24 protein-coding genes are annotated in these 26265 nt (G+C 38.0%); 22 read left to right on the plus strand and 2 right to left on the minus strand.

The features are described 5' to 3' along the window. The coding region (locus GHD00_RS19165) for an ATP-binding protein (RefSeq protein WP_163539689.1) at window positions 1-188 on the plus strand (188 nt) is incomplete at its 5' end. Between the two features lie 31 nt (window positions 189-219). On the opposite strand, the gene GHD00_RS19170 is transcribed toward GHD00_RS19165, so the two are convergent. Next, a complete protein-coding gene (locus GHD00_RS19170; RefSeq protein ID WP_205600795.1) occupies window positions 220-558 on the minus strand; it encodes a hypothetical protein in 339 nt (112 codons plus the stop codon). Between the two features lie 270 nt (window positions 559-828). On the opposite strand from GHD00_RS19170, the gene GHD00_RS19175 reads away from it, so the two are divergent. From GHD00_RS19175 to GHD00_RS19195, 5 genes are all read left to right on the plus strand, one after another. Continuing rightward, the gene (locus GHD00_RS19175) at window positions 829-1689 is read left to right on the plus strand and encodes an RpnC/YadD family protein (RefSeq protein WP_240468760.1); all 861 of its coding nucleotides are present in this window, start codon (window positions 829-831) and stop codon (window positions 1687-1689) included. Window positions 1690-1858: 169 nt separating this feature from the next. Then, window positions 1859-2335, plus strand: a complete 477-nt coding sequence (locus tag GHD00_RS19180) for a hypothetical protein (protein WP_163539820.1) — start codon at window positions 1859-1861, stop codon at window positions 2333-2335. 15 nt (window positions 2336-2350) lie between these two features. Next, window positions 2351-3541, plus strand: a complete 1191-nt coding sequence (locus tag GHD00_RS19185; protein WP_163539821.1) for a DUF5667 domain-containing protein — start codon at window positions 2351-2353, stop codon at window positions 3539-3541. 187 nt (window positions 3542-3728) lie between these two features. Continuing rightward, window positions 3729-4448 (plus strand): sigma factor, encoded by a 720-nt coding sequence (locus GHD00_RS19190; RefSeq protein ID WP_163539822.1) that lies wholly within the window; start codon window positions 3729-3731, stop codon window positions 4446-4448. Next, window positions 4438-5826, plus strand: a complete 1389-nt coding sequence (locus GHD00_RS19195; protein WP_163539823.1) for an anti-sigma-I factor RsgI family protein — start codon at window positions 4438-4440, stop codon at window positions 5824-5826. Before GHD00_RS19190 ends, GHD00_RS19195 begins: the two co-directional genes overlap by 11 nt. 311 nt (window positions 5827-6137) lie before the next feature. Here GHD00_RS19195 and GHD00_RS19205 read toward each other — a convergent pair whose 3' ends face one another. After that, entirely contained in the window at window positions 6138-7199 is a 1062-nt protein-coding gene (locus tag GHD00_RS19205; RefSeq protein ID WP_163539825.1) for an NAD(P)/FAD-dependent oxidoreductase, read from the minus strand. A gap of 266 nt (window positions 7200-7465) precedes the next feature. On the opposite strand from GHD00_RS19205, the gene GHD00_RS19210 reads away from it, so the two are divergent. From GHD00_RS19210 to GHD00_RS19285, 16 genes are all read left to right on the plus strand, one after another. Continuing rightward, window positions 7466-8434, plus strand: a complete 969-nt coding sequence (locus GHD00_RS19210) for an AAA family ATPase (RefSeq protein WP_163539826.1) — start codon at window positions 7466-7468, stop codon at window positions 8432-8434. Then, complete coding sequence (locus GHD00_RS19215) at window positions 8431-9558, plus strand: DUF58 domain-containing protein (RefSeq protein ID WP_163539827.1); 1128 nt, start codon at window positions 8431-8433, stop codon at window positions 9556-9558. The genes GHD00_RS19210 and GHD00_RS19215 overlap by 4 nt, the downstream gene beginning before the upstream one ends. Continuing rightward, the gene (locus GHD00_RS19220; protein WP_163539828.1) at window positions 9548-10873 is read left to right on the plus strand and encodes a hypothetical protein; all 1326 of its coding nucleotides are present in this window, start codon (window positions 9548-9550) and stop codon (window positions 10871-10873) included. The genes GHD00_RS19215 and GHD00_RS19220 overlap by 11 nt, the downstream gene beginning before the upstream one ends. Before the next feature lie 200 nt (window positions 10874-11073). After that, on the plus strand, window positions 11074-13137 hold the full coding sequence (gene fliD, locus GHD00_RS19225; RefSeq protein ID WP_240468761.1) for a flagellar filament capping protein FliD: 2064 nt from the start codon (window positions 11074-11076) through the stop codon (window positions 13135-13137). A gap of 18 nt (window positions 13138-13155) precedes the next feature. Further along, window positions 13156-13332 carry a YjfB family protein gene (locus tag GHD00_RS19230; RefSeq protein WP_163539829.1) on the plus strand — a complete coding sequence of 59 codons (177 nt, stop codon included), beginning with the start codon at window positions 13156-13158 and terminating at the stop codon, window positions 13330-13332. 188 nt (window positions 13333-13520) lie between these two features. After that, window positions 13521-13874, plus strand: coding sequence for a flagellar protein FlaG (flaG, locus tag GHD00_RS19235; RefSeq protein WP_163539830.1), 354 nt, complete (start codon window positions 13521-13523; stop codon window positions 13872-13874). Between the two features lie 27 nt (window positions 13875-13901). Then, window positions 13902-14300: a flagellar export chaperone FliS gene (gene fliS, locus GHD00_RS19240; RefSeq protein WP_163539831.1), complete on the plus strand. Its 399-nt coding sequence runs from the start codon at window positions 13902-13904 to the stop codon at window positions 14298-14300. Beyond that, entirely contained in the window at window positions 14300-14653 is a 354-nt protein-coding gene (gene fliT / locus GHD00_RS19245; RefSeq protein ID WP_163539832.1) for a flagellar protein FliT, read from the plus strand. The genes fliS and fliT overlap by 1 nt, the downstream gene beginning before the upstream one ends. A 180-nt stretch (window positions 14654-14833) precedes the next feature. Further along, the gene (gene hpf, locus GHD00_RS19250; protein WP_163539833.1) at window positions 14834-15397 is read left to right on the plus strand and encodes a ribosome hibernation-promoting factor, HPF/YfiA family; all 564 of its coding nucleotides are present in this window, start codon (window positions 14834-14836) and stop codon (window positions 15395-15397) included. A gap of 870 nt (window positions 15398-16267) precedes the next feature. Further along, a complete protein-coding gene (gene secA / locus GHD00_RS19255; RefSeq protein WP_163539834.1) occupies window positions 16268-18778 on the plus strand; it encodes a preprotein translocase subunit SecA in 2511 nt (836 codons plus the stop codon). 58 nt (window positions 18779-18836) lie between these two features. Continuing rightward, a protein-coding gene (prfB, locus tag GHD00_RS19260) for a peptide chain release factor 2 (protein ID WP_163539835.1) occupies window positions 18837-19938 on the plus strand; the annotation gives its coding sequence in 2 pieces (ribosomal slippage) (window positions 18837-18908 and window positions 18910-19938; 1101 coding nt in all). A gap of 92 nt (window positions 19939-20030) precedes the next feature. After that, window positions 20031-20894 (plus strand): YitT family protein, encoded by an 864-nt coding sequence (locus GHD00_RS19265; RefSeq protein ID WP_163539836.1) that lies wholly within the window; start codon window positions 20031-20033, stop codon window positions 20892-20894. 185 nt (window positions 20895-21079) lie between these two features. Then, window positions 21080-21766: a cell division ATP-binding protein FtsE gene (ftsE, locus tag GHD00_RS19270; protein WP_163539837.1), complete on the plus strand. Its 687-nt coding sequence runs from the start codon at window positions 21080-21082 to the stop codon at window positions 21764-21766. Further along, complete coding sequence (gene ftsX / locus GHD00_RS19275) at window positions 21756-22649, plus strand: permease-like cell division protein FtsX (protein WP_163539838.1); 894 nt, start codon at window positions 21756-21758, stop codon at window positions 22647-22649. Before ftsE ends, ftsX begins: the two co-directional genes overlap by 11 nt. 28 nt (window positions 22650-22677) lie before the next feature. Continuing rightward, a complete protein-coding gene (locus GHD00_RS19280; protein ID WP_163539839.1) occupies window positions 22678-24048 on the plus strand; it encodes a murein hydrolase activator EnvC family protein in 1371 nt (456 codons plus the stop codon). Between the two features lie 248 nt (window positions 24049-24296). After that, on the plus strand, window positions 24297-25781 hold the full coding sequence (locus GHD00_RS19285) for a S41 family peptidase (protein WP_163539840.1): 1485 nt from the start codon (window positions 24297-24299) through the stop codon (window positions 25779-25781). The last annotated feature ends 484 nt before the right edge of the window (window positions 25782-26265 follow it).

Raw genomic sequence — 26265 nt, forward strand, 5'->3', positions numbered from 1 at the left:
AATCATCCGTTATATTAACGTCTAACAAGGGACCCAGTGATTGGGGAGAGCTATTAGGAGATCCGGCAATTACAGCAGCAATATTAGATCGGATAATCCACCGTGCTGAAATCATTCAATTATCAGGAGACAGCCTTCGATTAAAGAATAGAAGTACGATATTCAAAGAAAAAACTGTTCAAAATTAATGAGCAAAAAGTGTTCAATTTAACTTGACGGTTACATAATGATATGAACAGAAAATCCCTTCCCCATTAGGATACGAACAATGTCTTCATAGTGATGACCTGTTGCTTCAATTCCGATGAATACTTTGTCTGTTTGAAGACTCTTTTTAGCCCTTTCGATTTTATCCGTTAGAACTTTCATACCAGTTTTACTAACCATGAAAGAGAAAGAAGTTTCTATAGGTTCACCATAATAATTTAAAATCATTGCCTTTTGTAGAACTTTAGAAACATTGATTGGAACAATTAAAACTTTTTCTAAATCGATACCGCGAATTTCTTTTGCAAATTGACTTCTTCTTAATCCTTGTTTACCATTAAGTAGTCTCATTGACTATGTCCTCCTTGCTGGGTGGGTGATTGAGTAAACTTGGTTAAGTATTTCAATCGTGGCATAGTCAGTGGGGCTTTTTGTGTTTAAATACATTATTTCATACACTAGGAAAGTATAAAATTTTAGCAAGAAGTTACTCGACGTAGTAAAAATTTTAAGGTGCGAAGTATCAGTGTAACTACGGCTCTGCTGTCGCCTTAGGGCTCGGCAATCGCCGAGTTTTCTTTAGAGTTTATCGAATTATTTTTCCCGCAGGTACATCGGTACATGGATTTTTCACAAGTGAAGCCATTGTCGGATGAAGTGTTTACCGATGTGATGAAAGGGGAGAGCCGAAAAGCTGATATCGTAATGGAAGTGAAGCTAAAAGGTAGAGATACGCTGATCATTATTCATGTTGAACCTCAAAGTTACCCTCAACAAAATTTCCATCAACGCATGTATCATTATTTCAGTCTATTGTATAATAAATATAGAAAACCAATATTGCCCATAGCTTTATTTACGTATGATCAAATCAGAGAAGAACCTAATCAATTCTCCATGTCTTTTCCTTTTTTTCATGTCCTTTCCTTTTTGACATTTGAATTAAAAAAACAAAACTGGCGAAAATATTTGAAATCTCAGAATCCAGTAGCAGCGGCTCTATTAAGTAAAATGAGATATAATGAATCTGAGAGAATTCAAGTAAAAAAAGAGTTTCTGCGAATGTTAGTTACCATGCAAGTGGACCCTGCTAAAATGTATTTAGTTAATGGTTTTTTTGAGACTTATTTACCTTTAAGTGAACAAGAGGAGGTTCAGTTGATGAAGGAAATGCATGAATTTAAACCAGAGGAGCTAGAGTTCATTAATCAATTGCCAAATTCATGGCGAGATAAAGGCTTAAAAGAAGGACGTGAGAAAGGTCTTAAAGAAGGGCGAAAAGAAGGGGTTAAACAAGGAATTAAACAAGGTAAAGAACAAGGCATAGAACAGGGCATCAAACAAGGTAAAAAAGAAGGAACACAAAAAACACAAGAGCAAATAGCGAAACAGATGATGCGTGAAGGTTTATCATTGGATATGATTGAACGCGTTACGAAGGTAGAAATGGATAAATTAGAAAGTTGGAAGAAGGAGCTCTAGCAAGGAATTTAAATATACTAATCCAAAATTGCCAGGCGGTTTAAGCCTGGATTTTTATATTTGAAAATTTTTCTGTCTCCCCCCCTAAATTTAAATTCCTTTACGTATAGATAAGTGAAAAGGATGTTATACATAGAAAATTGCATTCCTATGCTTTGGAGGTGAACGTTTGAAAAAGGTTATTTTATTTGGATTGCTTCTCTTTTTGTTTGCATGCAGTCAGGATGAAGGTGCTGATGCAGAGCAAGCGGATCAACAGGAGCAGGAGGAAACTCCTTTATATGAACATGAAATCTATCAGATTGGTGCGATGGATGGTTGGGAGTTTGATTCCGATGCGACGGTTGATTATGAGCAAAATGTAATTTTTACTCATAATAAAACAAATGCGATTGTTTCCACTGTTTCGACGTCTAATTGGAAGGAGAAAGTGGTTGCTTCTTTTTCTAGTCAGGTAGAAGTGGTGAACGAGGAAGAACATTATATGCAGGTTCAGACCAATCGAAAAGAAAATATTTATGGGGATATTTATTTTCATGAGGGGTCTGACAAGAATGTGATTATTATTTTTATGACACCGGAGAATTTAGTGGAAGAAAATCAAGAATCTATTCAAACATTTAATGAAAATATAACAATATTTTAGGAGAGGTGAAGATACATGAAAAAATTTATAACGATTTCTGCCATTAGTGCATTGTTAGTAGGGCACACCGTGTATGCGGATGAACATGAAGAGGATACAACGATTACGCCAGATAGTGAGTTGTATGACACGTCTCGTATTGTAGAAATGACTGAGTTGAATTTAACAGAGGATCAGTTGCAGCAAGCTTTACTATTAGACGAGTTTTCTGAAGATCGTTTAATAGAAGTAGAAGCGTTATTAGATGAAGGGGATATAGAAGGAGCAGAAGCATTATTAGAAGAATATAATGAAAGTGTAGAGGAAATAGAGAAGAAGCTTGCGGAAGCGAGAGAAGAACAAGAAGAGCAGGAAGAAGCTGCTGAAGGTACGGAAAGCGAAGAATCAGATAGTGAAGAGTCTAACGAAGAATCCGAAGATGCGGAACAAGTGGAGCTAGGAGATTCTGAGGACAATGAGGAAGCAATTGAGGAAGAAGAGACAGAAGAAGACAACAATGAAGATGGGACAGAAGAGGAAGAAGGAACAGAGGAAGATAGCGATGAAGAAACAGCTGAAGAAGTAGAAGATAAAGTGTCCGAGAACCTGAAGAACCGTATCGCAAAATTGGAAGCATTATTAGAGCGTAAAGATTTACCAGAACCAGCGAAAGCAGGTATTGCAAATGCAATAGAAAATCAAAAGCGTGCGGAAGAGAATCGCTTAAGAGCAAAAGCAAAACAGTCTGAAGAAGATGTTGAGGAAGAAGTAGAAGAGGAAGAATCGACAGAAGATAGTCAAGAAGAAGCAACAGAAGGCACAGAAGAAGATGTAGAATCAGTTGAGCTACAGGATGAATCAGAGGATAAAGCGGAAGAGAAGCAACGTAAAGCGGAAGAAAAGTATGAAAAAGCAGAAGAGAAAGCAGAGGAAAAACTGCGTAAAGCGGAAGACAAAGCAGAGCAAGCGTTAGAAAAAGCAGAAAAAGCCTTAGAAAAGGCAGAAGAGAAACGTGAGAAAGCAGAAGAAAAGCGTGAGAAAGCTGCAGAGAAGCGTGAGAAAGCTGCAGAGAAACGACAAGAAGCAGAGGAAGATGAATCAGAAGAATCAGAAGAAGAAAATGAGTCAGAAGAAGAGGAAGAAGATGAATCTGGACCTCAAGTTAGTGATAAACCACAAAAGCCTGAAAATCCTGGAAGAGGCAATGGTCAAGGTCGTGGAAACTAGTAAATAAGTATCAAAAATACATCTTTTTCGACAAAAATAGCAAAAAGATATTTACCCTTCTTCGCTTATCACTTACATTAGATATAGAAAAGCTTTATCCGGACGATAGATGACATTCATCGCAGGATAAAGCTTTCTATATTTTAGCAATTTGAAGTGATGAAGTATGGATGAGGGAGAGGGCTTTATGAACGAGGAGCAATTGTCAGACTCGATCGCCAAAATAAAACAAGGTGACGAGAGAGAACGGAATTATATGATTCAATATTACCAGCCGTACATTTTGAGTGTGGTTGGAAAAGTTTGTCGTGAATATAAGACATGGAACGATGATGAGGCAAGTATTGGGCTGATTGCTTTTAATAAAGCGTTAGACACTTTTGAAGAAAGCCAGGGCAGAACTTTCTTGAATTATGCTTACCTTTTGATACATCGTGAGTTAGTCGATTATTTTCGTAAAGAAAATCGTTATAAAAAGTATGTGACAAACAAGGAAAAAGCAGTGGATACAACATATGATAAAAAATCGATCGATCAATTTCAGGAAGAAGTGCGTCAAAGTCAAATGGCAGAAGAGATTTTGGCCTTAAATCAAGAGTTGTCTTCCTTTTATATTAAATTTGAAGAATTAGAATCTTACAGTCCGAAACATAAGCGAACACGTAAAAAAGTGTTACAAATGGCAAAGGAGTTTATCACGGAAAGAGAGCTTGTGGAGCAATTGTTTTATCGCAAGAAATTTCCGATGAAGGATTTTGCCGAAATCTCGGGTTATCGATTGAAAACGGTGGAGAAGCATCGTAAATACCTAATTACGATTATTATAATATTGGTGCATCCAGACTGGCCGAACTTACAGTCTTTTGTCAGCGGAAAAGTGGGGAGTGTGGGCGATCATGGAAAATAAAACAAATGGTGTTGTTATAGAGGTGCAAGAAGAGAAAATAGTCGTGATGTGTGATGACGGGACATTTCGTAATATCGTACGAGCTGAAAATGAAATGCCCATTATTGGAGAGCGTATTTATGCTCCGAAGCAGAAGGCGCCGATTATACAATGGAATTGGAAAATGATTTTTCCAGTTGCATCCGTTATCGCCATTTGCTTGATCACGTTTTTTGGATTATTTTCCTCAAAAGCACCACAATCGACTTATTTACTTGCCCTAGACATTAACCCCAGTATAGAAGCTGAACTAGATGAAGACTTTCAAGTGATTGAACTTCATGGATTAAATACTGACGGTGAAGCTTTGGTGGAAGAAATGGATGTGTCGAATAAGCCTTTAGATCAAGCAATCGATGACTTGATCGATAAACTAAAAGAAAATGGGTATGTAAGAGAAAATGAATTAGCAGAAATTACAACGACACTTGTAAAGTTGACGGAATCAGAGCAAGAAGTGGAAAGTGCCTTACATGTTGAAGAAGTTCTTCAACAATCTTTAGAGAGTCACCAGGTAAATAGTGAGGTAGAGGTGTATCAGGAAAATAAAGCATATTATGACGAGGCCAAGCAATCTGAACTGTCGGTTAATGCGTATCGACTTTATCAAGAAGTGAGTCAAGATGATCATTCGATTGATGTGGAGGAAGCGAAAGGGAAATCGATGCAAGAATTGCGTGAAATGGTGAAGGAAAAACAAGCTGAAAAAGCAGAAGAGTCAAAAGCAGCTGGTCAAGAAAAGAAGAATGCTGATAAAAGTGGAGAGAATCAAAACAAACAAGGACAACAAAATCAAGATAAGTCCAATCAAGGTAATTCTAATACTGGAAAGCCAGAGGATCTCCCTTCCCAATCGCAAGGTAACAATTCATTGAATCAGAATGCCGAAGATAAAGGGAAACCGAATCATCAACCAGAGCAACAAAATCGACACTCTAAAGAAAATAATCAAGCAGGTCAAGAACAAAAAAGTTCTGAAAAAGGAAACCAACCACAGAATAATCCGAAAGTAGATAAAGACCCAAAATCGGACGACAAAAAGTCAAATCAAAATAACAAAGCGAATAATTCTAACGAGGAGAAAAGTCAATCTTCTAATGTTTCTTCAGGTAAACCGGAGAAAAGAAAGCCCAAAAGTCAAAAGCAAGAAAGTAATAAACAACATACTAAGAGTGAACAAAAAGAGGAAAATGAATCTGAGGAAGAACAAGATAAATCGGAATCCAGAAAAAGTTCAAGGGAACAAGAAGATGAACCGGAATCCAACAAACCATTAGAATCAAAGACTCCTGAAGTCCCTGATAAAGCTGAAAACAATCGCCCTCTACCAAAAGAGTAGAGGGCTTTTTATCACGGTGAATAACTGTCCGTAAAACCTCCACTGATTGAGTTTCACTTTATAGGTGAAGGTAATGAAACAGCTACGGAAAGGTGCGAGACTCCAGCGGGAAAAGCAACAGCTGAAGATCCCGCAGGAAGCGTTCTTTGCTTCCGAGGAAGCTGAAGCGTTGCCCGCGGAAAGCGAGTACCTTTCCAGTATCGTCGCATAAGCAATCATCAACGATAAAAGTATTTTATATCTCAATAATGTTCCATAAAAAAACACTAAGCGACCCATCGCTTAGTGTTTTCACTATCCCACTATTAAAATTAATGTCTCTTATTCAACCATAGTACCCCTGATTTGGCTAATCGCGGTAATAGTCCTGTCACTGGTCTGCGGAACATGTTTCCAAAGCCATCCGATTTACCGAGAGAACCGAGCTGTCCTTTTAATTTAATTTCTTTCGTTTTTTTCGGTTCATTGCCATTTAACACATCAGCTAGTATCTCTCCAATTTGTTCCCCTTGCTGACCAGCTAGCTGAGCACTTGGAGAATGTTCAGAAGATGCGCAATCTCCTACCACATAAACATGTGGGTGTGTCGGGACTTGGTAAAATTCATTCACTACAATTTTATCTTGACGATCTTTTTCAAATGGCAGGGAGCGAACCAGATAATGCGGTCGAACACCGGCAGTCCAGACGATCACGTCACTTTCGATCCCTTCTCCATTATTGTAAAATAGCCCTTCAGCGACTAACTCCACATTAGAATGATGCACGACATTCACATCATGCTCGCGGAACCAGTCTTCTACATAATTTTGTACTTTTTCATCAAAGGCTGATAATACCGAAGCGCCACGGTCAATTAAACGAATATTTAAGTCTGGTCGGCTTTCTCGCACTTCTGAAGCAACTTCAATACCGCTCAAGCCTGCTCCGACAACAGTAACTTGATTATAAGCAGGTAAATTATTAATTTTAATACTTGCTTGGCGTGCTTTTTCAATCGATTGAACGCTTTCGGTATATTCCATCGCACCTTGAATGCCATGGTAGTTGTCCTCACAGCCAAGTCCAATTAATAAATAATCATATTCCACTGGTACTTCGTTATCTTTTAAACGAATTTGTTCCTGCTCAATGTCGATCGCTACAATTTCTCCAAATATGTATGACACTTGTTCATGTACAGGGAAACCAATCCGAACTTCTTTATCGGACTTTGTTCCTGCTGCAATAGCATAAAACTCTGTTTTTAAAGAGTGGTATGGATTTCGATCGATTACTGTAATTTGAACATCAGAAGGAATGTTATGTTCTAAAAGTTGATGCAGCGTATTCATTCCTCCATATCCACCGCCGATTATAACTACCCTTTTCATGATTCCAAAACTCCTGTCTATCGAAAGTTATTACGTATCATCATGAGCTTCTGATGCGTTGTTATCTATATTTAGAGTACCAAAATTAGGGCAATAAAACTAGAAATAACAATAAAAAAATCTCTGTAAATTTAATGTTCCACAATTCTGAAAAATAAATATCGTAATCTGTAAAAAACGTAAATTTTTGCCTATTGTAATGGAACATGTTATAACTAAATTAGTTATGTAAGCGTAACCAAGATTAGAAGAAGGGAATGGACGGAATGGAATTAACAGAAATCCAATCGATCACGGCAAAGGTTAGGGATAATGTACAAAAAGTGGTAGTAGGGCAAAGAGAAACGATTGATTTATTATTAGTAGCGATGATTTCATCGGGGCATGTGCTGCTTGAGGATGTACCAGGAACGGGAAAAACCATGATTGCCAAGTCATTAGCGAAATCATTACAAGGAAAGTTTAAACGAATCCAGTTTACCCCAGATTTACTCCCATCGGACATAACGGGTACACACTTTTATCGCCAACATGAAGGAGAGTTTGAGTTTCGACCTGGTCCGATTTTTACCAATATTTTATTAGCAGATGAAATTAACCGTGCGACACCGCGAACTCAGTCCAGTTTGTTGGAAAGTATGGAGGAAAGACAAGTAACTATTGATGGGGAAACTCATAAACTTGCGCAGCCTTTTTTAGTTATAGCGACGCAAAATCCGATTGAAAGTCAAGGGACCTTTCCTCTGCCAGAAGCGCAACTAGATCGATTCCTGCTTAAAATACATATGGGGTATCCTTCCAAAGAAGAAGGGTTAGATATTTTGACTCGATTTAAGCAAGCTAACCCTTTAGATCAATTGGAGTCTGTGGTTAGTACAGAAGATATTACGACAATGCAAAACATTTACAGCCAAGTATCGGTACATGAGGATGTTTTATCTTATTTAATGGATGTGATTGAAAAAACGAGAAATCATACAAATATTGCGCTTGGTGTCAGCCCTCGAGGGAGCCAAGCATTATTAAAAGCAGTACAAGTTTTTGCGTTATTGCAAGGACGCACGTATGTGATTCCAGATGATATTAAGCAAATGGCGCTTCCTGTTTTAGGGCATCGTATTGTATTAGCTCAGAAAATCGGTGTGAAGCAAGGGGATGCTGAAGCGGTAATTGAAGAAATTCTAGCAGATGTTCCAGTGCCGACCGAATTGGAAAAGGATTTGGTTAAAGGATGAACATCGCGTGGTTGATTGTCGTACTTTTGATCATCGTTTTTATTCAAGGGATGATCTACAGCAAGTTTGGATTAAAAGGGATTACGTATCATCGTGCCTTTACCAAAGATACGGTTTATGCTGGGGAAACGTTAGAAATGGTGGATGAAATTAAAAATCAAAAGTGGCTGCCCGTTCCGTGGATTCGATTAGAGTCCAAGATGAGTGCCCACTTAGTTGTTCAGTCGGAAAAAGACGAAAAACGTGAAGAGGATGAGGTATTTCATCGTACACTGTTTAGTTTATTGCCATACCAAAAAATTACGAGAAGACACCAATTAGTTGCACTAAAACGAGGCCATTATCCGTTAAGGACTGTTTCTGTTACGACAGGGGATGCGGTTGGCTTTGGAGAAGTGTTTGATTCATTTGATGCTAGTACGGCCATCACCGTTTATCCGGAGCTCGTTTCCCTTGATGACATTCCATTGCCCTCACATAGTTGGCTTGGTGATATTACGGTAAAGCGCTGGATTATAGAGGACCCGTTTTTATATGCAGGGGTGAAAGAATACCAGAACGGTGATCCATTAAATGCGATTAATTGGAAAGCAACAGCGAGAACAGGAGATTTGCAAATCAATAAAAAAGACTTCACTGCAGATCACCATTTAATGATTTATGTAAACTTTGATTGGAATGAAGACATTAGACTGCCTATTGATGATCCAGAAGTAATCGAAGAAGGTTTATCATATTCAGCTTCATTAGCGCATTATACGGTTTCACAAGGATTGGCAACTGGATTTGGGTGTAACGGCTATTATGTCGAGCCATTTACGAATAAAACAGAAAAGATAAAATCATCTGTACGAGTAGAGCCGTCCAATGGCAATCAGCAAGTAACTCATATCTTAGATGCGATTGCCAAAGTGAAAATGGATCGCAGTCGTAACTTTCGCGCCTTTTTACAAGAAGACATTGATCGTGGCATGACTAAAACAGATGTAATTATTTTTACTCCAATTATAACAGAAAAAGTAGAGAAGCAAATCGAACAGTTGGAACGGTTGGGGAATGCGGTGGAAACCGTACCGCTTGTTGATCCATCCAAGTTAAAAGGCGGTGAAGAAAATGTCAGCTAACGTAAAACAATACGGTCAGATTTTAGGGCATGGTGTCATGGAGTTTTTAGCCTTTTTCCCTGTGCTTTTTTGTGTTTCGATTTTATTGCATGGTGGGGCGCTTGCATATGGGTGGATCATTTCATTAGTTGCTCTATTTGCTGTTGGCGTGTTAATGAGATTGTTTTTAGCTAATCAGAAACGTTGGCATGTGTTTTTGATTCTGCTGCCAATCGTTCTCACAGTTGGATCCTTCATTAGTGATTCGGTAATTTCAGGGATTTTGTTTGTCGTGTTTGGGATTACAGTTACCTATCGATCTTTACAATACACAGAAAGTGAAGCGGAAGAGGTACTGCCCAATCGAATCCTTTGGTCTGTGAGTGTACCGATGTATATAGTCGGCTATATTGTTTATGTGAATATAGACTCGCTAGCTCCTTATCGGGAAGATTTAAGTCTCATTGGATTTGTATTCTTAGTTGCTATGTTTTTTATGACAAACCAGCAGCATCTTCAAAAGGAGTCGCTCACTAAGCAAAAAAATAAAGGCATCAGCCGAGAGATGAAGCGGGTCAATTTTGTTTTTGTGGTGATTACACTAGTTATCAGTTTCGCCATTACTCATTTTCAAGTCGTACAATCTGCTCTTTATAACGGTACACGTTCTTTTTTGCAAACGATCATTGGGTTGATTGGTTCAGGTGATGGAGAGGCACCAATAAATGAGCAGCCTTCTAATGCCAATTTCGCTCCTAATTTACCAGGACAAGAGGTGAAGGAACCATCGGCATTGGCGGCTTTTATGGAAAAGGTGTTTTATGTGATTGCGTTTCTGTTAATCATCGTTGCGGTTCTTTTGTTATTTGCTATTTTATTTAAAAAAGGGCGTCATTTCATTCAAAAAGCGTGGGCACTATTTCTTCGTTGGATGAAAATGGCGGGGACTGGTCAAGGTACTCATACCAAATCAGAAGATTATTTAGATGAAAAAGAGAGCTTGTTTAACTGGCAAGATTGGAAGGAGCGCAGCCAAGAACGAATGAAGCAGGCAGTCAACAAGTTTCGCCGTAAGCCAAAATTTGAGGAACTCTCGGATCAAGCGAAAGTGCGTTATCTATATAAAACAATTGCTCGTCATTTGAAAAAACAAGAAAAGTGGAAACCCTCTATGACAGCACGAGAAGTCATTGATCAATCTACTTTAAAGGAGCAATTGCAAGATTTAAAGCGGTGGTATGAACATATACGATACACCAATCAGTCATTAAATAAACCGAAAGAACAAGAATTACAACGTTTATGGAATCAACTGCAGCAGCATAAAGAAATGTAAAAGAAGCACCTAAAAGACAGCTCCTGTACACGCAATTGGAATATACTCGCTTTCCCACAGGAGTCTCGCATATTCCAGTTGCTGTATGAGTGTACTTTTGTAAAACTGCCTTCTTAAAAGAAGGCAGTTTTTTTGTGGTATTTTCTAAAGTTTAAATAAAAGAAACCGATAATAGAAATAAGAATGTTTATAAAGAGGACGTGATTGACTTGAGAATTAATGGTTTTGCAAGTGGCATGGATATTGATTCAATGGTCCGTGATTTGATGAAGGCAGAAAGTATGCCTCTACAAAAAATGGAGAAGGAAAAGCAAGAACTGCAATGGAAGCGTGACGACTACCGTGAGATGAATACACTGTTGCTAGATTTCAGATCCCAGCTTACCCAAATGAAACTCACAACCAGCTATCGATCAAGAGAAGTTTCTTCTACTGATGAATCGAAAGTAACAGCAACGGCTAGTAGTGCAGCAAATGAAACATCTTTTAAAATATCAGAAGTAAAACAATTAGCTTCATCTGCCACTTTAAAAAACGCTGGTCCGATTACGGCAGATGGAGAGGAAATCGATGAGTCGAAAAGCTTATACCCTCAATTTGGGAAATTTGATAATCAGTCGACAGAGACTTGGAAACAAGGTGCTATTGACAAACAAACGATTACAGCAGAGAGTGATGGACAAGTTATTGAACTTGGAGAAGACGTCATAGATAGGGCTGCGATGAATGTTCAAGTCAATGGACAAGGCTATAAAGTTGTGACAGATGAAACCGCAACGTTAGCAGAAGATGAAGTGTATGTCTCAAGTGCAGGAGAATTAACTTTTGCAGATGGAGTAATACAAGAAGGTAGTCAAGTTTCTGTTGAATACGTAAAAGATGCGCATTCAGAGTCAAAAACGTTAGAATCCGATATTAGCGGTTACCAATTAGCTGGAGGTTCTATTGTTAATAATGCCAACTTTCAATTAGATATTGATGGTACGACTTATAGTATCGGAAGTGCTACTGGGGAAGAAAACGAATTTAACCTGGAAGATGCTGATGGGGGAACGATAGGTACGATTAATACGAATACGGGAAGGCTAACGTTTGATAATGAACTTTCTGAAGGAACGAATCTTTCGGTAAACTACCAGCAAAATTATTCTTCCTTCTCTGTTGGAGCTCATACTGATGAAGGCGAAACCCATCAAAATTTTCTTGTAACAGGAGATGAATCATTAAACCAAGTCGTTAATAAAGTAAACAAAGCAGATATAGGTGTATCAATGATGTACGACTCCTTTACAGACAGAATGACGATTAGTAGAACAGAAACCGGTAATTTTAATGAAGCTGGCAATGAAATTATGAGAAACGGCACCTTCATCAATAATATGTTAAAATTCGGCAGCGGTACAGAAGAGGGTGGCGATAATGCAGTATTCTCGATAAACGGCATCCAAGACACAGAGAGGCATTCCAATAATTTTGAAATCGATGGTGTCACCTTCAATTTGAAACAAACATTTACGGAGGCAGAGGGGCCGGTATCCATTAATGTCTCTAACGACTCTGGAGCGGTTTTCGAAAACATAAAAGAGTTCGTTGAAAACTATAATACTTTAATTGATGCGGTCAATGGAAAAGTGAATGAGGAGTATTATCGTGATTATGGCCCGCTTACTGATGACCAACGCGAATCATTAACAGAGACGCAACAAGAAGACTGGGAAGAAAGAGCCAAAAGCGGTCTATTAAGACGTGATTCGATTTTACAGAGCGGCTTAAATAGTATGCGTACCGATTTTTATAGTCCTGTAAACAATGAAGGGACGACAAGTGATTATAACCAGCTAGCTTCCATTGGCATCACAACAACAAGTAATTATATGGACGGTGGAAAGCTGGAAATTGATGAAGCCAAACTAAAGGCAGCGATTGAGGATGATCCTAGCGCTGTAGAAAGTTTATTTAGAGGGTCGAGCGATGAATATGGTCAGCAAGGTGTAGTGCACCGGTTGTATGACACGGTAAATGGGACGATGGATCGTATTTATGACCGGGCTGGTCGTACTACATCTACTAATCAACAATTTACCATTGGTCGAAATTTGAATGATGTACAAGAACAAATTAGAAGTTTTCAAGACAGATTAACGCAAATAGAAGATCGCTATTATAGTCAATTTACTAGAATGGAAAAAGCCATGCAAGAAGCCAACCAACAGGCTGCTTATATGCAACAGCAATTTGGCGGTGGCATGGGCATGATGGGATAATAAGAAAGGAGGGTTCACATGGATGTTGCAGCAATGTCTGTCATTATGAGTCAATCACAAGTAAAGCAACAAGCTAGTGTATCTCTTATGGATAAAGCATTAAATCAAGCAGAGCAACAGTCTAGTGACATGGTAAAAATGCTAGAAGCTAGTGCACAGCCTCATAAAGGCGGTAATATTGATATAAAAGGTTAATCATATCCCAAAAGCTTTAAACTGGATTCTTTTAGTCGATATAAAGAAAGACTCCATCAGTGGAGGTTTTCATCATCCCTCACTTCCACTGCCTTCATTATTCTAACTCTTGAAGTGGGGGTCTTATGGACGATTATTCACCGTGATTAATAAAAACTAAAGTACATGGAAGGGAATGAGGTCACCTCATGGAAACTAGTAGATTAGCTAGTGAACCTATCAGTACAACAAGAAGAGAAGGATTTGATTCTCAATCCGTAAACAGAGAGCAAAGGGATCAGGAATCGAAGAGGGAAGAAAAGCACCACATAGATATTTCGAAAGAAGAAGCAGCGGGAATGGTTGATGGTCTCAATCAATTTTTAAAAGAAACCAATACCAATATTCGTTATGAGTTTCATGATAAATTGGATAAATATTATGTGACGATCATTGATTCAGAATCGGAAGAAGTGATTAAAGAAATACCACCTAAAAAGTTATTGGATGTTTATGCGTCCATGGCTGAGTTGATGGGTTTTATTACCCATGAACAGATTTAGTAAGAAGCGAAGAGGGAGCGTTTGAAAATGGCTTATCAGCAGTATCAAGCATATCAGAACAATTCAGTGAACACCGCATCGCCAGGGGAATTGACTTTAATGCTATATAATGGAAGTTTAAAATTTATTAAACAAGCCAAAAAAGCAATAGAAAACGAAGAGCATCAAAAGAAAAATAATGCTATTCAAAGAACACAAGATATTATTCGGGAGTTAATGGTGACATTAAACCCAGAGGCTGAGATTGCTAAGGAGATTATGCCTTTATATGATTTTGCTTATTATACGTTAACACAAGCTAATATTCATAACGATACTAGTAAACTACAAGAAGTAGAAGATATTATGCTAGATTTTCGGAATACATGGAAGGAAGTATTAAAACAAGAACGTGCTCGCCAGCATGGACAGGGTGTACGTGCTTAATGAGAAATGTCGAGGAATATATTGATCTTACAAAAAAAATGATTCAACTTGTCGAAGAGCCTATAAAAGGGGATGAAAGAGATACGATCATTGAACAGGTGATGGATTTAATGGAAGAACGCCAGGCGGTGATGAAGCAGGTGCAGCCCCCTTATTCGGAGGCAGAAAAGGAGTTAGGCGCACAGGCGATAATGTTAGATAAGCACTTACAACATAAATTATCTATCATTTTTCAAAAAATAAAAAAGGACATGCGTGAGACCAAAAAGCAGCATAAATCTAATCAGCAGTATTTGAATCCATATAAAAACCTGGCTAATTATGATGCGATGTTTTTAGATTCTAAGAAATAAGCTTAGCGGCGGGAATGCTAGGCTTATTTTTTCGACATTTTTCGGGTTATGAATCTATGGTTAAATTTTTGTTAAAAATTTTCCGAATTTATTTACAATTTTACGTTTATTGGTGCATAACTGTGGTATTATAGATATATAGCTTTTTAGCTTTATAGTTTGAAAGGAGGACACTTTTGTATGAAATATAACATCCGTGGAGAGAATGTGGAAGTGACCAATGCGATTAAGGAATATGTCGAGAGAAAAATTGGGAAGCTCGAGAGATATTTTGATACACCGCCCACTTCCGATGTGAATGTAAATATAAGTGTCTATAATGATGAGCAGCAAATTGAGGTTACCATTCCGATGACGAATTTGTTATTACGAGCTGAAGAACAGCACCTTGATCTATACGCTGCCATTGATTTAGTTGTTGACAAGCTAGAAAGGCAAATTAGAAAGCATAAAACGAAAGTGAATCGAAAATTCCGTCAGCAGGGTGGTGCACCCAAACACGTATTTGCTGAGATGGAAAGGGAAGCGGTTTTATTAAAAGAACAAGAAGAATATGATGATGACGAAATAGAAATTGTAAGAACAAAACGGTTCGACTTAAAGCCAATGGATTCAGAAGAAGCTGTTTTACAAATGGATATGCTAGGGCATGCATTCTTCGTATTCGAAAATTCAGATACTGGTACAACTAATGTTGTATATAGACGCCGTGACGGCAGATATGGACTAATCGAACCAAGCTAAAAATACTTAACCAAAAGATGGGCGCCATCTTTTCAAGGCTGTTGAGAAAAGTTTTTCTCAGCAGTCTTTTTTAGTGGGAATCTTTGTTCACTGTTTTGATCTGATTCTAGAGGGTGTCTAATCGAAGTGTGGGTCGGGATTGCGGCTTAAAACTGCAGATAGAGGAGTTCTAATGGCAGTATGATTCGTATATATGGCTTAAAACTGCAGATAGAGGAGTTCTAATGGCAGTATGATTCATATATATGGTTAAAAACTGCAGATATAGGGATTCTAATGACAGTATGGGTTAGCGTATATGTTTTAACACTGCTAATAGAACGGTTCTATAGCCATCAGTAGACTCCTGCAGAAATACACCCGTGGAAGCTTGATTAAATTTCACCGATTGAGTTTTTCCACGCCTTTGCATCATTCCAATCTTGTCGAAGTGTGTAAATGCATTTTAACAAAAAGATACAAATTCATTTTTTCTATGCTTGGTACCATCAAGTTTTGGTATTTTCCTCTGGTCATTTGCACAAAATTGTATGTTACAAATCTCTGGAAATCAACAAATGCATATTTTTTCCAATCGCAAACATATGATATACATATAGTAGCTCCCGCGGAGAAGGTTATCCTAATTTCACCTCTCCTCACCTTCTCCCAAGCATAGAAGCAGTCCAGAAACAGCGGTCTGCTTCTTTCTTCCTCTATTTATCGAAGAAATGCACATTACTTTTGTCCTAACCGTTCTATATCCCTGTTATCTTATAGGACGTGTCTTGTAATTCGCATCTAGCTAGTGTTATCATTAATACTGGACTATAATATAGGAATGAAATAATTATATGAAGGTTTAGTTAAAGCAAAAGAGGTGCGTCTAGAATGCGTGGATTATTGAAAAAAATAATTGGTGATGGAAATCAACGTCAATTAAAGACGTTACAGAAAATAACGGATGAAATTGAGGAACAAGAACCATCCTATGAAAAATTATCAGATCAAGGTTTACAAGATAAAACGAATGAATTAAAAGAAAGATATCAAAACGGTGAATCGTTAGATGATTTATTAGTAGAGGCATATGCCGTTGTTCGTGAAGGGGCTAAAAGAGTGCTAGGATTGCGCCCATATCCTGTACAGTTAATAGGTGCAGTGGCGATGCATCGCGGAAATATAGCAGAGATGAAAACAGGGGAAGGGAAAACCCTAGCTTCCACGATGCCCGCTTACTTAAATGCGTTAACGGGTAAAGGTGTTCACATTATTACGGTTAACGATTATTTGGCGGACCGTGATGCCAGAGAAATGGGCGAGCTATACGAGTTCCTTGGTTTAACTGTAGGGTTAAATCAAAATGGTATGTCCAAAGATGAAAAACGAGAAGCTTATTTAGCAGATATCACATATGGTACGAACAATGAGTTTGGCTTTGATTACTTACGTGACAACATGGTGCTGTATAAAGAACAAATGGTGCAGCGCCCATTACATTTTGCGATTATTGATGAGGTGGATTCTATCCTCATTGATGAGGCGAGAACCCCCCTTATTATTTCTGGGACAGCGCAAAAATCTGCTGCGCTTTATCAACAAGCGAATCAGTTTGTTCGAACACTAAAGAATGAAGTAGATTATACGTACGATGAAAAATCAAAAGGAGTACAATTAACCGAAGAAGGGATGAATAAAGCAGAGCGCTTTTTTAACATTGAAAACCTATTTGATTTAAACAATGTGACCTTAACCCACCATATTAATCAAGCGTTAAAAGCACATGTATCGATGCATCGAGATACTGACTATGTGGTGGAAGAAGACCAAGTTGTTATTGTAGATCAATTTACGGGACGTCTGATGAAGGGACGCCGCTACAGTGATGGTCTTCATCAAGCAATAGAAGCAAAAGAGGGGCTGCAAATTCAAAATGAAAGTATGACCCTTGCATCTATTACTTTCCAAAACTACTTCCGTATGTATGAAAAACTTGCTGGGATGACTGGTACAGCGAAAACGGAAGAAGAGGAATTTCGCAATATTTATGCGATGGATGTTGTGGCGATTCCAACCAATAAACCAATCATTCGTGAAGATAAGGCTGATTTAATTTATAAATCAACAGAAGGTAAGTTTAAAGCGGTTGTGGAAGAGATTAAAGAACGTTATCAAAAAGGACAACCTGTATTAGTTGGTACGGTAGCGGTTGAAACATCTGAGCTTATCTCAAAACTATTATCACGTGCGGGTGTTAAGCATAATGTTTTAAATGCGAAAAACCATTATCGAGAAGCGGAAATTATTGAAAATGCCGGTCAAAAAGGTGCTGTTACCATTGCAACAAACATGGCTGGCCGTGGTACAGATATTAAATTAGGTGATGGTGTCAAGGAATTAGGTGGTTTGGCAGTCATTGGGACAGAACGTCATGAATCCAGACGAATTGATAACCAGTTACGTGGTCGTTCAGGTCGTCAAGGAGATCCTGGTGTGACACAATTTTATTTATCTATGGAAGATGAGTTAATGCGACGCTTTGGATCAGACAACATGAGATCTATGATGGAGCGTTTAGGCATGGATGACACCCAGCCAATTGAAAGTAAGATGGTTTCGAGAGCAGTCGAGTCTGCCCAAAAAAGGGTGGAAGGAAACAACTTTGATGCACGTAAAACCATTTTATCTTATGATGATGTCTTACGTCAGCAACGTGAAGTTATTTATAAACAACGGTTCGATGTCATTGGTTCAGATAATATTCGTGAAATTATAGAGCAAATGATTCAAACATCTGTTGAGAATGCTGTGGATACGTACATGACGGATGACATTCCGGAAAACTGGAACTTATCTGGATTAACTGAATATCTGCATGCGAACCTATTAGAACAAGAATGGATTACAGAGGACGAATTAAAAGGAAAAGAAAAAGAGGAAGTTGTCGACCTCATTTTAGCTAAAGTAAAAGAAAAGTATGATCAAAAAGAGCAAGAATTAACACCAGAACAAATGCGTGAATTTGAAAAAGTTATCCTGTTACGTACAGTTGATACAAAGTGGATGGATCATATTGATCAAATGGATCAGCTGCGTCAAGGTATTCATCTTCGTGCTTATGGACAAAATGATCCACTAAGAGAGTACCAAATGGAAGGCTATTCCATGTTTGAAGAAATGATCGCAGCCATCAATGAAGAAGTGGCGCGATACGTGATGAAGGCACAAATCCGTCAGAACTTACAAAGAGAAGAAGTTGTAAAAGATACTCAAGCCGTTTCTGGTGGTGATCAGTCAAAGAAAAAAGTGAAGAAACCATTTGTCAAATCACAAAATGTTGGCCGAAACGAACCATGTCCTTGCGGCAGTGGCAAAAAATATAAACATTGCCATGGACGCTAATTAAGGGGCTGATTAACCCTCCTTAGAAGGATTTAGATTGTAAGAATGAGGTGGAAAGATGGAATTAGTAGAAATAAAGCAAGAATTAGATAAAATGGCTAAACGATTAGCGGACTTTAGGGGGTCTCTTTGACTTAGAGACAAAACGTGCTCGAATTGCGGAATTAGAAGAGGTCATGACAGATCCAAGCTTTTGGGATGACCAACAAGCCGCTCAAAAAGTCATCAGTGAAGTGAATGGATTAAAAGATTTAGTACATGCTTTTGATCGTAATGAGGAATCACTAGAGAATGCGGAAGTTTCGTATGAACTGGTGAAAGAAGAAAATGATGAAGATTTAAGAGAAGACTTGGAACAAGAAGTCACTTCATTAGCAGAGTCACTCAATCAGTTTGAATTGTTTATATTACTAAGTGAACCTTATGATAAGAATAATGCGATCTTAGAACTTCATCCAGGTGCTGGTGGTACAGAATCCCAGGATTGGGCGGATATGCTGCTTCGTATGTATACAAGATGGGCAGAGACGAAGAATTTCAAAGTGGAAACATTAGACTATCTGCCTGGCGATGAAGCGGGTGTAAAGAGTGTGACACTTTTAGTTAAAGGTCATAATGCTTATGGTTATCTCAAAGCAGAAAAAGGTGTTCATCGTTTAGTACGAATTTCACCTTTCGACTCCTCTGGCCGTCGTCATACATCGTTCGTTTCTTGTGAAGTAATGCCAGAGCTTGATGACGATATCGATGTAGATGTAAAAACTGAAGATTTAAAGATTGATACGTATCGCTCAAGTGGTGCAGGTGGACAGCATGTCAATACAACAGACTCTGCGGTAAGAATTACACACCTTCCAACAAAAACAGTGGTAACGTGTCAATCTGAGAGATCTCAAATTAAAAATCGAGACCAAGCCATGAAAATGTTGAAAGCTAAATTATATCAATTAGAAATAGAGAAACAACAGCAAGAGATGGCAGATATTCGAGGAGAGCAAAAAGAAATCGGTTGGGGCAGCCAAATTCGTTCTTATGTATTCCATCCATATTCGATGGTAAAAGATCATCGAACGGATCATGAAACAGGTAATACCCAAGCAGTGATGGATGGTGAAATCGACCGATTTATTGATGCCTATTTAAGATCATTAATGAACTAATTAGGAGCGAGCAAAAAGGGGAAAGCCTTACGCTCGCTCTTTTTATGGTATTATGTCAAAATTTTGTCGAAGGACGCAGGAGGAATTGTTTTATGATAAAGAAATATAAGCGAAATCCGGTACCTTACTCGTTACAACAGGTGTTGGATTATCTATTTGTGTTGATTGGTGCATTTTTTGTAGCAGTAGCATTTAATGTGTTTTTGCTTCCGAACAATATCGCCTCTGGTGGTGTTGCCGGGATTAGTACGATTACGAAATCTGTATTTGATTGGGAACCATCTCTTGTACAATGGGGGATTAATATTCCATTGTTTATTGCGGGTGTGCTGATATTAGGTAAAAATTTTGGTGCGAAAACACTCGTCGGCACAGTGGTTCTGCCTTTTTATGTATTTCTAACTCGAAATGTAGCACCAGCTACTGAAGACCCCCTGCTAGGAGCTATCTTCGGCGGCATGATTGTCGGACTGGGACTTGGTATTGTATTTAAAGGAAAAGCTTCGACAGGTGGAATGGATTTAGCGGCACAAATCTTACATAAGTTTACCGGTTTGCCATTAGGCATAAGCCTAGCTATGATCGATGGGCTCATTGTTCTGACAGCAACAATTGTTTTTTCAGTAGAACAAGGTTTATATGCGTTAATCGGACTTTTTATCACAAGCAGAACAATTGATTTTGTTCAAGTTGGGTTAAATACGTCTAAAAATGTGATGGTAATTACCGATCAACCAGATCAAGTTCGACAGGTATTGTTAAAAGATATAGATCGAGGAGTCACTGTTTTTCATGGATCTGGTGGTTATACGGAAGAAGATCGCAAAGTGTTAATGTGTGTGGTAGGGCAAGGAGAATTTAGTAAGATGACGCAAGCTGTTAAACAAATAGACCCTCATGCATTTGTAGTGGCCATGAATGCAACCGAAGTTTTAGGAGAAGGTTTTAAGAAATAATTACCACTATATTTAAAATCCCTTGTATTCGACAATATAACATCCATTTTTCATAATGAAATATAATTGTAATAAAATTTTAGCTAAAATTTATCGAAATAGATGTTATAATGTAAATAGTGTATCAATAATTATCAACATTTGACTGATATTAGCCGATAATAGAATAAAAAGGTGATTATTTTATGATAGAGATGCAAAATGTTTATATGAAATACCCGAATGGTGTTGTGGCGCTGAATGGAGTAAGTGTATCCATTGAGCAGGGGGAGTTTGTTTACATAGTCGGACCAAGTGGTGCGGGAAAGTCAACGTTTACGAAAATCATGTTCCGTGAGGAAACTCCAGACAACGGACAGGTTATTGTAAACAATCAGGAAGTGAGTACATTAAAGTGGAAAGAAGTGCCTCACTTTAGACGTAACATAGGAGTTGTGTACCAAGACTTTCGACTTCTCCCGAAATTAACTGTTTATGAAAATATTGCTTTTGCTCTAGAAGTTATAGAAGAAAGTCCTCGTAATATTCGAAAAAGAGTGATGAAAGTACTGGATCAAGTTGGCTTGAAAAATAAGGCGCGGTTTATACCTGATGAGTTATCAGGCGGGGAACAGCAGCGCGTTGCGATCGCTAGAGCTATTATTAATCATCCAGGTCTTTTAATTGCAGACGAGCCTACTGGTAACTTGGACCCAGAGACCTCTTGGGAAATTATGCAGCTATTGGAAGATATTAATGCTTCAGGTACGACAGTAATTATGGCAACACATAGCCAAGATATTGTGAATTCCATTCGAAAACGTGTCATTGCGATGGAGGATGGCATGATTGTACGTGACGAGCATCGAGGAGAGTATGGTTATGAAATTTAGTACGTTAAAAAGGCATTTAAAAGAAGGTGCGAAAAATACGTGGAGAAATAGTTGGATGACTATTGCATCAGTAGGTGCAGTTACAACCACCTTAATTCTTGTCGGGATCTTTCTTGTCCTTATGCTGAACTTAAACCATATAGCAGGTGAGTTAGAAGAAGATGTACAGATTAAAGCATTGATTGAATTAACTACGGAACAGGCTGCCGTAGATCAACTAGAAGAAAATATAAAATCTATTAATCAAGTTGCATCGGTTGAATTTCAAACAAAAGATGAAGAACTGGATAATTTAATAGATAGTTTAGGGGAACAAGGTCAAGCTTGGAGTCTTTATGAGCAAGACAATCCGCTTAATGATGCATTTATTGTAAAAGCTGCTAACCCTCAAGAAACGGGTCAAGTAGCTCAACAAATTAGTGAAATGGAACATGTCTATGAAGTGAATTATGGACAAGATTATGTAGATAACTTGTTTGCTTTTAATGAATATGCAAGAAACATAGGGTTAGCGCTGATTTTAGCATTAGTCTTTACAGCTATATTCCTTATTTCAAATACCATTAAAATTACCATTTTAGCTAGAAAAAAAGAAATTGGCATCATGAAATTGGTTGGTGCAACCAATAGTTTTATTCGTTGGCCGTTTTTTATTGAAGGTATGTTATTAGGGATTTTAGGCAGTATTATCCCGATTTCTATTATCCTATCCGGATATTACTATCTATCTCAAAATGTCATTATGATTCAGGAATTTAGCTTTGTGGAAATTTTACCATTCCATCCATTTGCTTGGCAGGTTTCAGGTTTAATACTTGGAATTGGTGTTTCGATCGGTGTCTGGGGAAGCTTAATGAGTGTACGGAAATTTTTAAAAGTTTAGTAGATTGACAGGAAAGGGGAAAACGGCAATGTGGCGGAACAAAGCAGCACTCTCTATAGTTTTTATTTTAACCCTCATTTTTGCATCTAATACAGCTTTTGCAGAATCTATTGGTGAATTAAACAGCAAATTAGATGAGTTGGAAAGGGAACAACAAGAATTAAATCAAAAAAGTAATAGCATTAACAGTGAAGTAAGTGAAACAGAGCAAAAAATCCAGGAAGTGCAAGAAGAGCAAGCACATACAAATGAAGAAATTAATGAAATCGACAGTGACCTAGAAGATACGCAAGCAGAATTGACTGCAAAACAAAATGAAATTACAGAAACTAATAACGAAATTGCTACGATTGAAGGAGAAATTGCAGATACAGAAAATGACATTCAATCTTTAAAAGAAGAGATTACTATCCTCCAAGATGAAATTGAAACATTAGAGGAAAAAATTGAAGCGAGAGAAGAATTACTAAAGAAACGATTGCGCTCTATTCAACAAAGTGGCGGAAACATAAACTACTTGGAAATCATTTTTGGTGCTCAAAATTTTGGTGATTTTATATCACGCGCTACTGCAGTCACCAAGATTATGGACCAAGACAAATCAATTATGGAACAACAGCAAAGTGATAAAGAAGCATTAGAAGCAAATAAAACACAGCTAGAAGCAAATAAACAAGAATTAGAAGATAAGCAGCTTGCGTTAGAGGAAAATAAACAGAAATTAGAGAATACCAAAGCAACGTTAGTAGCTCAACAACAGGAAATAAATCAAATTAAGGCAACATTGAATCAGCAGTTGAAGAATAAGCAACAATTGTTAGCGGAGTTGGAACATGAGGAAGAAGAACTTCATGAACACAAAATGTCTCTTGCAGAACAACAAGAAACATTAAATAACCAAGAGGCAGTTATTCAAGAGGCTAAAAGAAAAGCAAAACAAAAGATAGAACAGTTTTCTGGAGAACAACAGAATTCCGATAGTTCCCCTTCTCTGTCAGCCGGTGGAAGCGGAAGCTTAATTTGGCCAGCACAAGGAAGACAGTCTTCAGGGTATGGTTACCGTTCGTTTAATGGTGGTGGATTTCATTATGGCATTGATATTGCTAATGGAAAAGGAACGCCAATACATGCTACTGCATCAGGTGTTGTAACAAGAGCGAATTATTCCAGCAGTTATGGAAATGTTGTCTACATATACCATCTGGATAAAAATCTTACAACTGTATATGCGCATTTAAATAGCTTAGGAGTATCGCTAGGTCAAGAAGTATCACAAGGCCAACAAATTGGCGGTATGGGGAACACTGGAGACTCTTTCGGTGATCATCTGCATTTTGAAGTTCATAAAGGAGAATGGAACTACCGAAGTGGTGTTAATCCAATGAATTATTTACCTTAATATATAAAGAGAGACTTCCATCAGTGGGAATTTTCTTCATCCCACTGATGGTTAGCGAAACTTATCAGGGTGCTAGCGTCCGTTATCCCTCGCTTATACTACTTTCATTATTGAAGTGGGTGTCTTACGGACGCTTGTTCATCGTGAGAAAATATAAAGACATCACAAAAAAACTTGTGATGTCTTTTTTAAACCTTCATAATATATAATAATAGAACGTTTTTTAATATGTAGTTTGGGGTGAAAGGATGGCTATTAAAAAAAGATATATTGTATTGTTAATGCTTCTAGCATTAGTTATTGGATCAGTGGTGACATTTTTTAGTTTGACATTTTTTATGCAAACGACAACTTATGAGAATGGTGGAACTGCCAGCTCTGATAGAGATTTGTTGTTAGATCTGGAAGAGCAGAAAGATAATCAAGAAGAGAATCTAGAACAAATGACAAAGGTAGCAGACGCTTTTAGTATCATTAAAGAAAACTATGTAGAAGATGTAGAGGACAAGCAATTAATTGAAGGCGCTATACAAGGAATGTTGGAATCACTAGAAGATCCGTATAGTGTGTATATGGATCAAGAAACGATGAAACAGTTTAATGAACAAATTGAATCTTCTTTTGAAGGAATTGGGGCAGAAGTCTCGATGACAAATGGAAATGTGACGATTGTTGCGCCCATTAAAGATTCTCCCGCTGAAAAAGCAGGTTTAAAACCAAATGACCAAGTTCTTTCCGTTGATGGAGAGAGCATAGAAGGCTTAGATCTTTACGAAGCTGTTAATAAAATTCGTGGTGAGAAAGGATCTCAAGTCGTATTAGAAATTAACCGTCCCGGAGTAGAAGAAACGTTAGAAGTAGAAATAACGAGAGACTCTATTCCATTAGAAACGGTTTATGTGGATACAAAAGAAGTGGGCAATAAGCTGATTGGTATCATTGAACTGACATCTTTTTCCGAAAAAACATCCGAAGAGTTTCATGATGCCCTTTCCGATTTAGAGAGTCAAGGTATGGATGGTTTGGTATTAGATGTAAGAGGTAATCCAGGAGGTTTACTTCCTGCAGTAGAAGATATCTTAAAAGAATTTGTTCCTGAAGATATTCCATATATACAAATTGAGGATCCGAATGGAGAAAAATCACGACATTTCTCTAATTTAGAGGAGCCCAAAGATTACCCTGTTGTTACCTTAATTAATGAAGGCAGTGCATCTGCTTCTGAAATTTTAGCTATTTCATTGAATGAAGCAGTGGATTATGATGTGGTGGGGACCACTTCTTTTGGTAAAGGAACGGTACAACAAACCGTATCAATGGGAGACGGCAGTACGATCAAAATAACCCGCTTTAAATGGCTGTCTCCAGAAGGAAATTGGATTCATGAGGAAGGTGTGAAGCCAACGGTTGAGCAGAAAATGCCAGATTATTATTACACAAATCCAGTCCAATTAGAAGACCCTTTAGAGTATAATCAAAGCGATCAAAAAATTGAAAATGTTCAGGTAATGTTGGGTGGACTTGGATACGATCCAGGCAGGACAGATGGCTATTTTAGTGAAGCAACTAAGCAAGCAGTAGAGGCTTTCCAAGCAGATCAAGGAATAAACGTATCTGGCCAAATCGATCAAAACACAGCCGAGGTTTTACAATCATCCATTATGGAAAAAATAAGAAACGGAGACGACGACCTTCAACTAGAAAAAGCAATAGAAGTGTTAGTGGAAAATTAATCAATAAAACAAACCCTGTAGCGTACGTATATACGTTACAGGGTTTTACATATAGGATAAAAAGAAAAGTGCTGGTTTGATTTAACACGGTGAACAATCATCCGTTAGATCCCGCTTCAAGATTTAGAATAATGAAAAAGCATGAGTTGGGATGAAGAAAACCCCCACTGATGAAAGTCTCTCTATATAAAAAGAAAGTAACATCAGCTGCGGAAAAATGCGAGACTCCTGGGGGAATAGCGCGAAGCCACTGAAAAAGTGTTTATTTTGAAAATCGCACAACACTCACCCACTATATATAGTTATTCCAGTTTATTAAATCTTTATATATAGTAGGTGTTTGAGTTGACTTAAACAATTTAGGGACTTTTTCAGTGGCCCCGAATAGCGCGAGCTGAAGATCCCACAGGCAGCGGGTTTCTGCCGAGGAAGCTGAAGCCGTGCCGCGTGCCTAGCAAGCCGTTCATTGCTAATTGGTGAAAGT

Source organism: Gracilibacillus sp. YIM 98692 (genome assembly GCF_010993965.1).
GTDB lineage: Bacteria > Bacillota > Bacilli > Bacillales > Amphibacillaceae > Gracilibacillus.

Bases quoted from the DNA above. Each gene is read 5' to 3' on its own strand.
- GHD00_RS19170 (WP_205600795.1), bottom strand. From the start codon at position 558: ATGAGACTACTTAATGGTAAACAAGGATTAAGAAGAAGTCAATTTGCA.
- GHD00_RS19175 (WP_240468760.1), top strand. From the start codon at position 829: ATGGATTTTTCACAAGTGAAGCCATTGTCGGATGAAGTGTTTACCGAT.
- GHD00_RS19185 (WP_163539821.1), top strand. From the start codon at position 2,351: ATGAAAAAATTTATAACGATTTCTGCCATTAGTGCATTGTTAGTAGGG.
- GHD00_RS19190 (WP_163539822.1), top strand. From the start codon at position 3,729: ATGAACGAGGAGCAATTGTCAGACTCGATCGCCAAAATAAAACAAGGT.
- GHD00_RS19195 (WP_163539823.1), top strand. From the start codon at position 4,438: ATGGAAAATAAAACAAATGGTGTTGTTATAGAGGTGCAAGAAGAGAAA.
- GHD00_RS19205 (WP_163539825.1), bottom strand. From the start codon at position 7,199: ATGAAAAGGGTAGTTATAATCGGCGGTGGATATGGAGGAATGAATACG.
- GHD00_RS19210 (WP_163539826.1), top strand. From the start codon at position 7,466: ATGGAATTAACAGAAATCCAATCGATCACGGCAAAGGTTAGGGATAAT.
- GHD00_RS19215 (WP_163539827.1), top strand. From the start codon at position 8,431: ATGAACATCGCGTGGTTGATTGTCGTACTTTTGATCATCGTTTTTATT.
- GHD00_RS19220 (WP_163539828.1), top strand. From the start codon at position 9,548: ATGTCAGCTAACGTAAAACAATACGGTCAGATTTTAGGGCATGGTGTC.
- GHD00_RS19230 (WP_163539829.1), top strand. From the start codon at position 13,156: ATGGATGTTGCAGCAATGTCTGTCATTATGAGTCAATCACAAGTAAAG.
- flaG (WP_163539830.1), top strand. From the start codon at position 13,521: ATGGAAACTAGTAGATTAGCTAGTGAACCTATCAGTACAACAAGAAGA.
- fliS (WP_163539831.1), top strand. From the start codon at position 13,902: ATGGCTTATCAGCAGTATCAAGCATATCAGAACAATTCAGTGAACACC.
- fliT (WP_163539832.1), top strand. From the start codon at position 14,300: ATGAGAAATGTCGAGGAATATATTGATCTTACAAAAAAAATGATTCAA.
- hpf (WP_163539833.1), top strand. From the start codon at position 14,834: ATGAAATATAACATCCGTGGAGAGAATGTGGAAGTGACCAATGCGATT.
- secA (WP_163539834.1), top strand. From the start codon at position 16,268: ATGCGTGGATTATTGAAAAAAATAATTGGTGATGGAAATCAACGTCAA.
- GHD00_RS19265 (WP_163539836.1), top strand. From the start codon at position 20,031: ATGATAAAGAAATATAAGCGAAATCCGGTACCTTACTCGTTACAACAG.
- ftsE (WP_163539837.1), top strand. From the start codon at position 21,080: ATGATAGAGATGCAAAATGTTTATATGAAATACCCGAATGGTGTTGTG.
- ftsX (WP_163539838.1), top strand. From the start codon at position 21,756: ATGAAATTTAGTACGTTAAAAAGGCATTTAAAAGAAGGTGCGAAAAAT.
- GHD00_RS19280 (WP_163539839.1), top strand. From the start codon at position 22,678: ATGTGGCGGAACAAAGCAGCACTCTCTATAGTTTTTATTTTAACCCTC.
- GHD00_RS19285 (WP_163539840.1), top strand. From the start codon at position 24,297: ATGGCTATTAAAAAAAGATATATTGTATTGTTAATGCTTCTAGCATTA.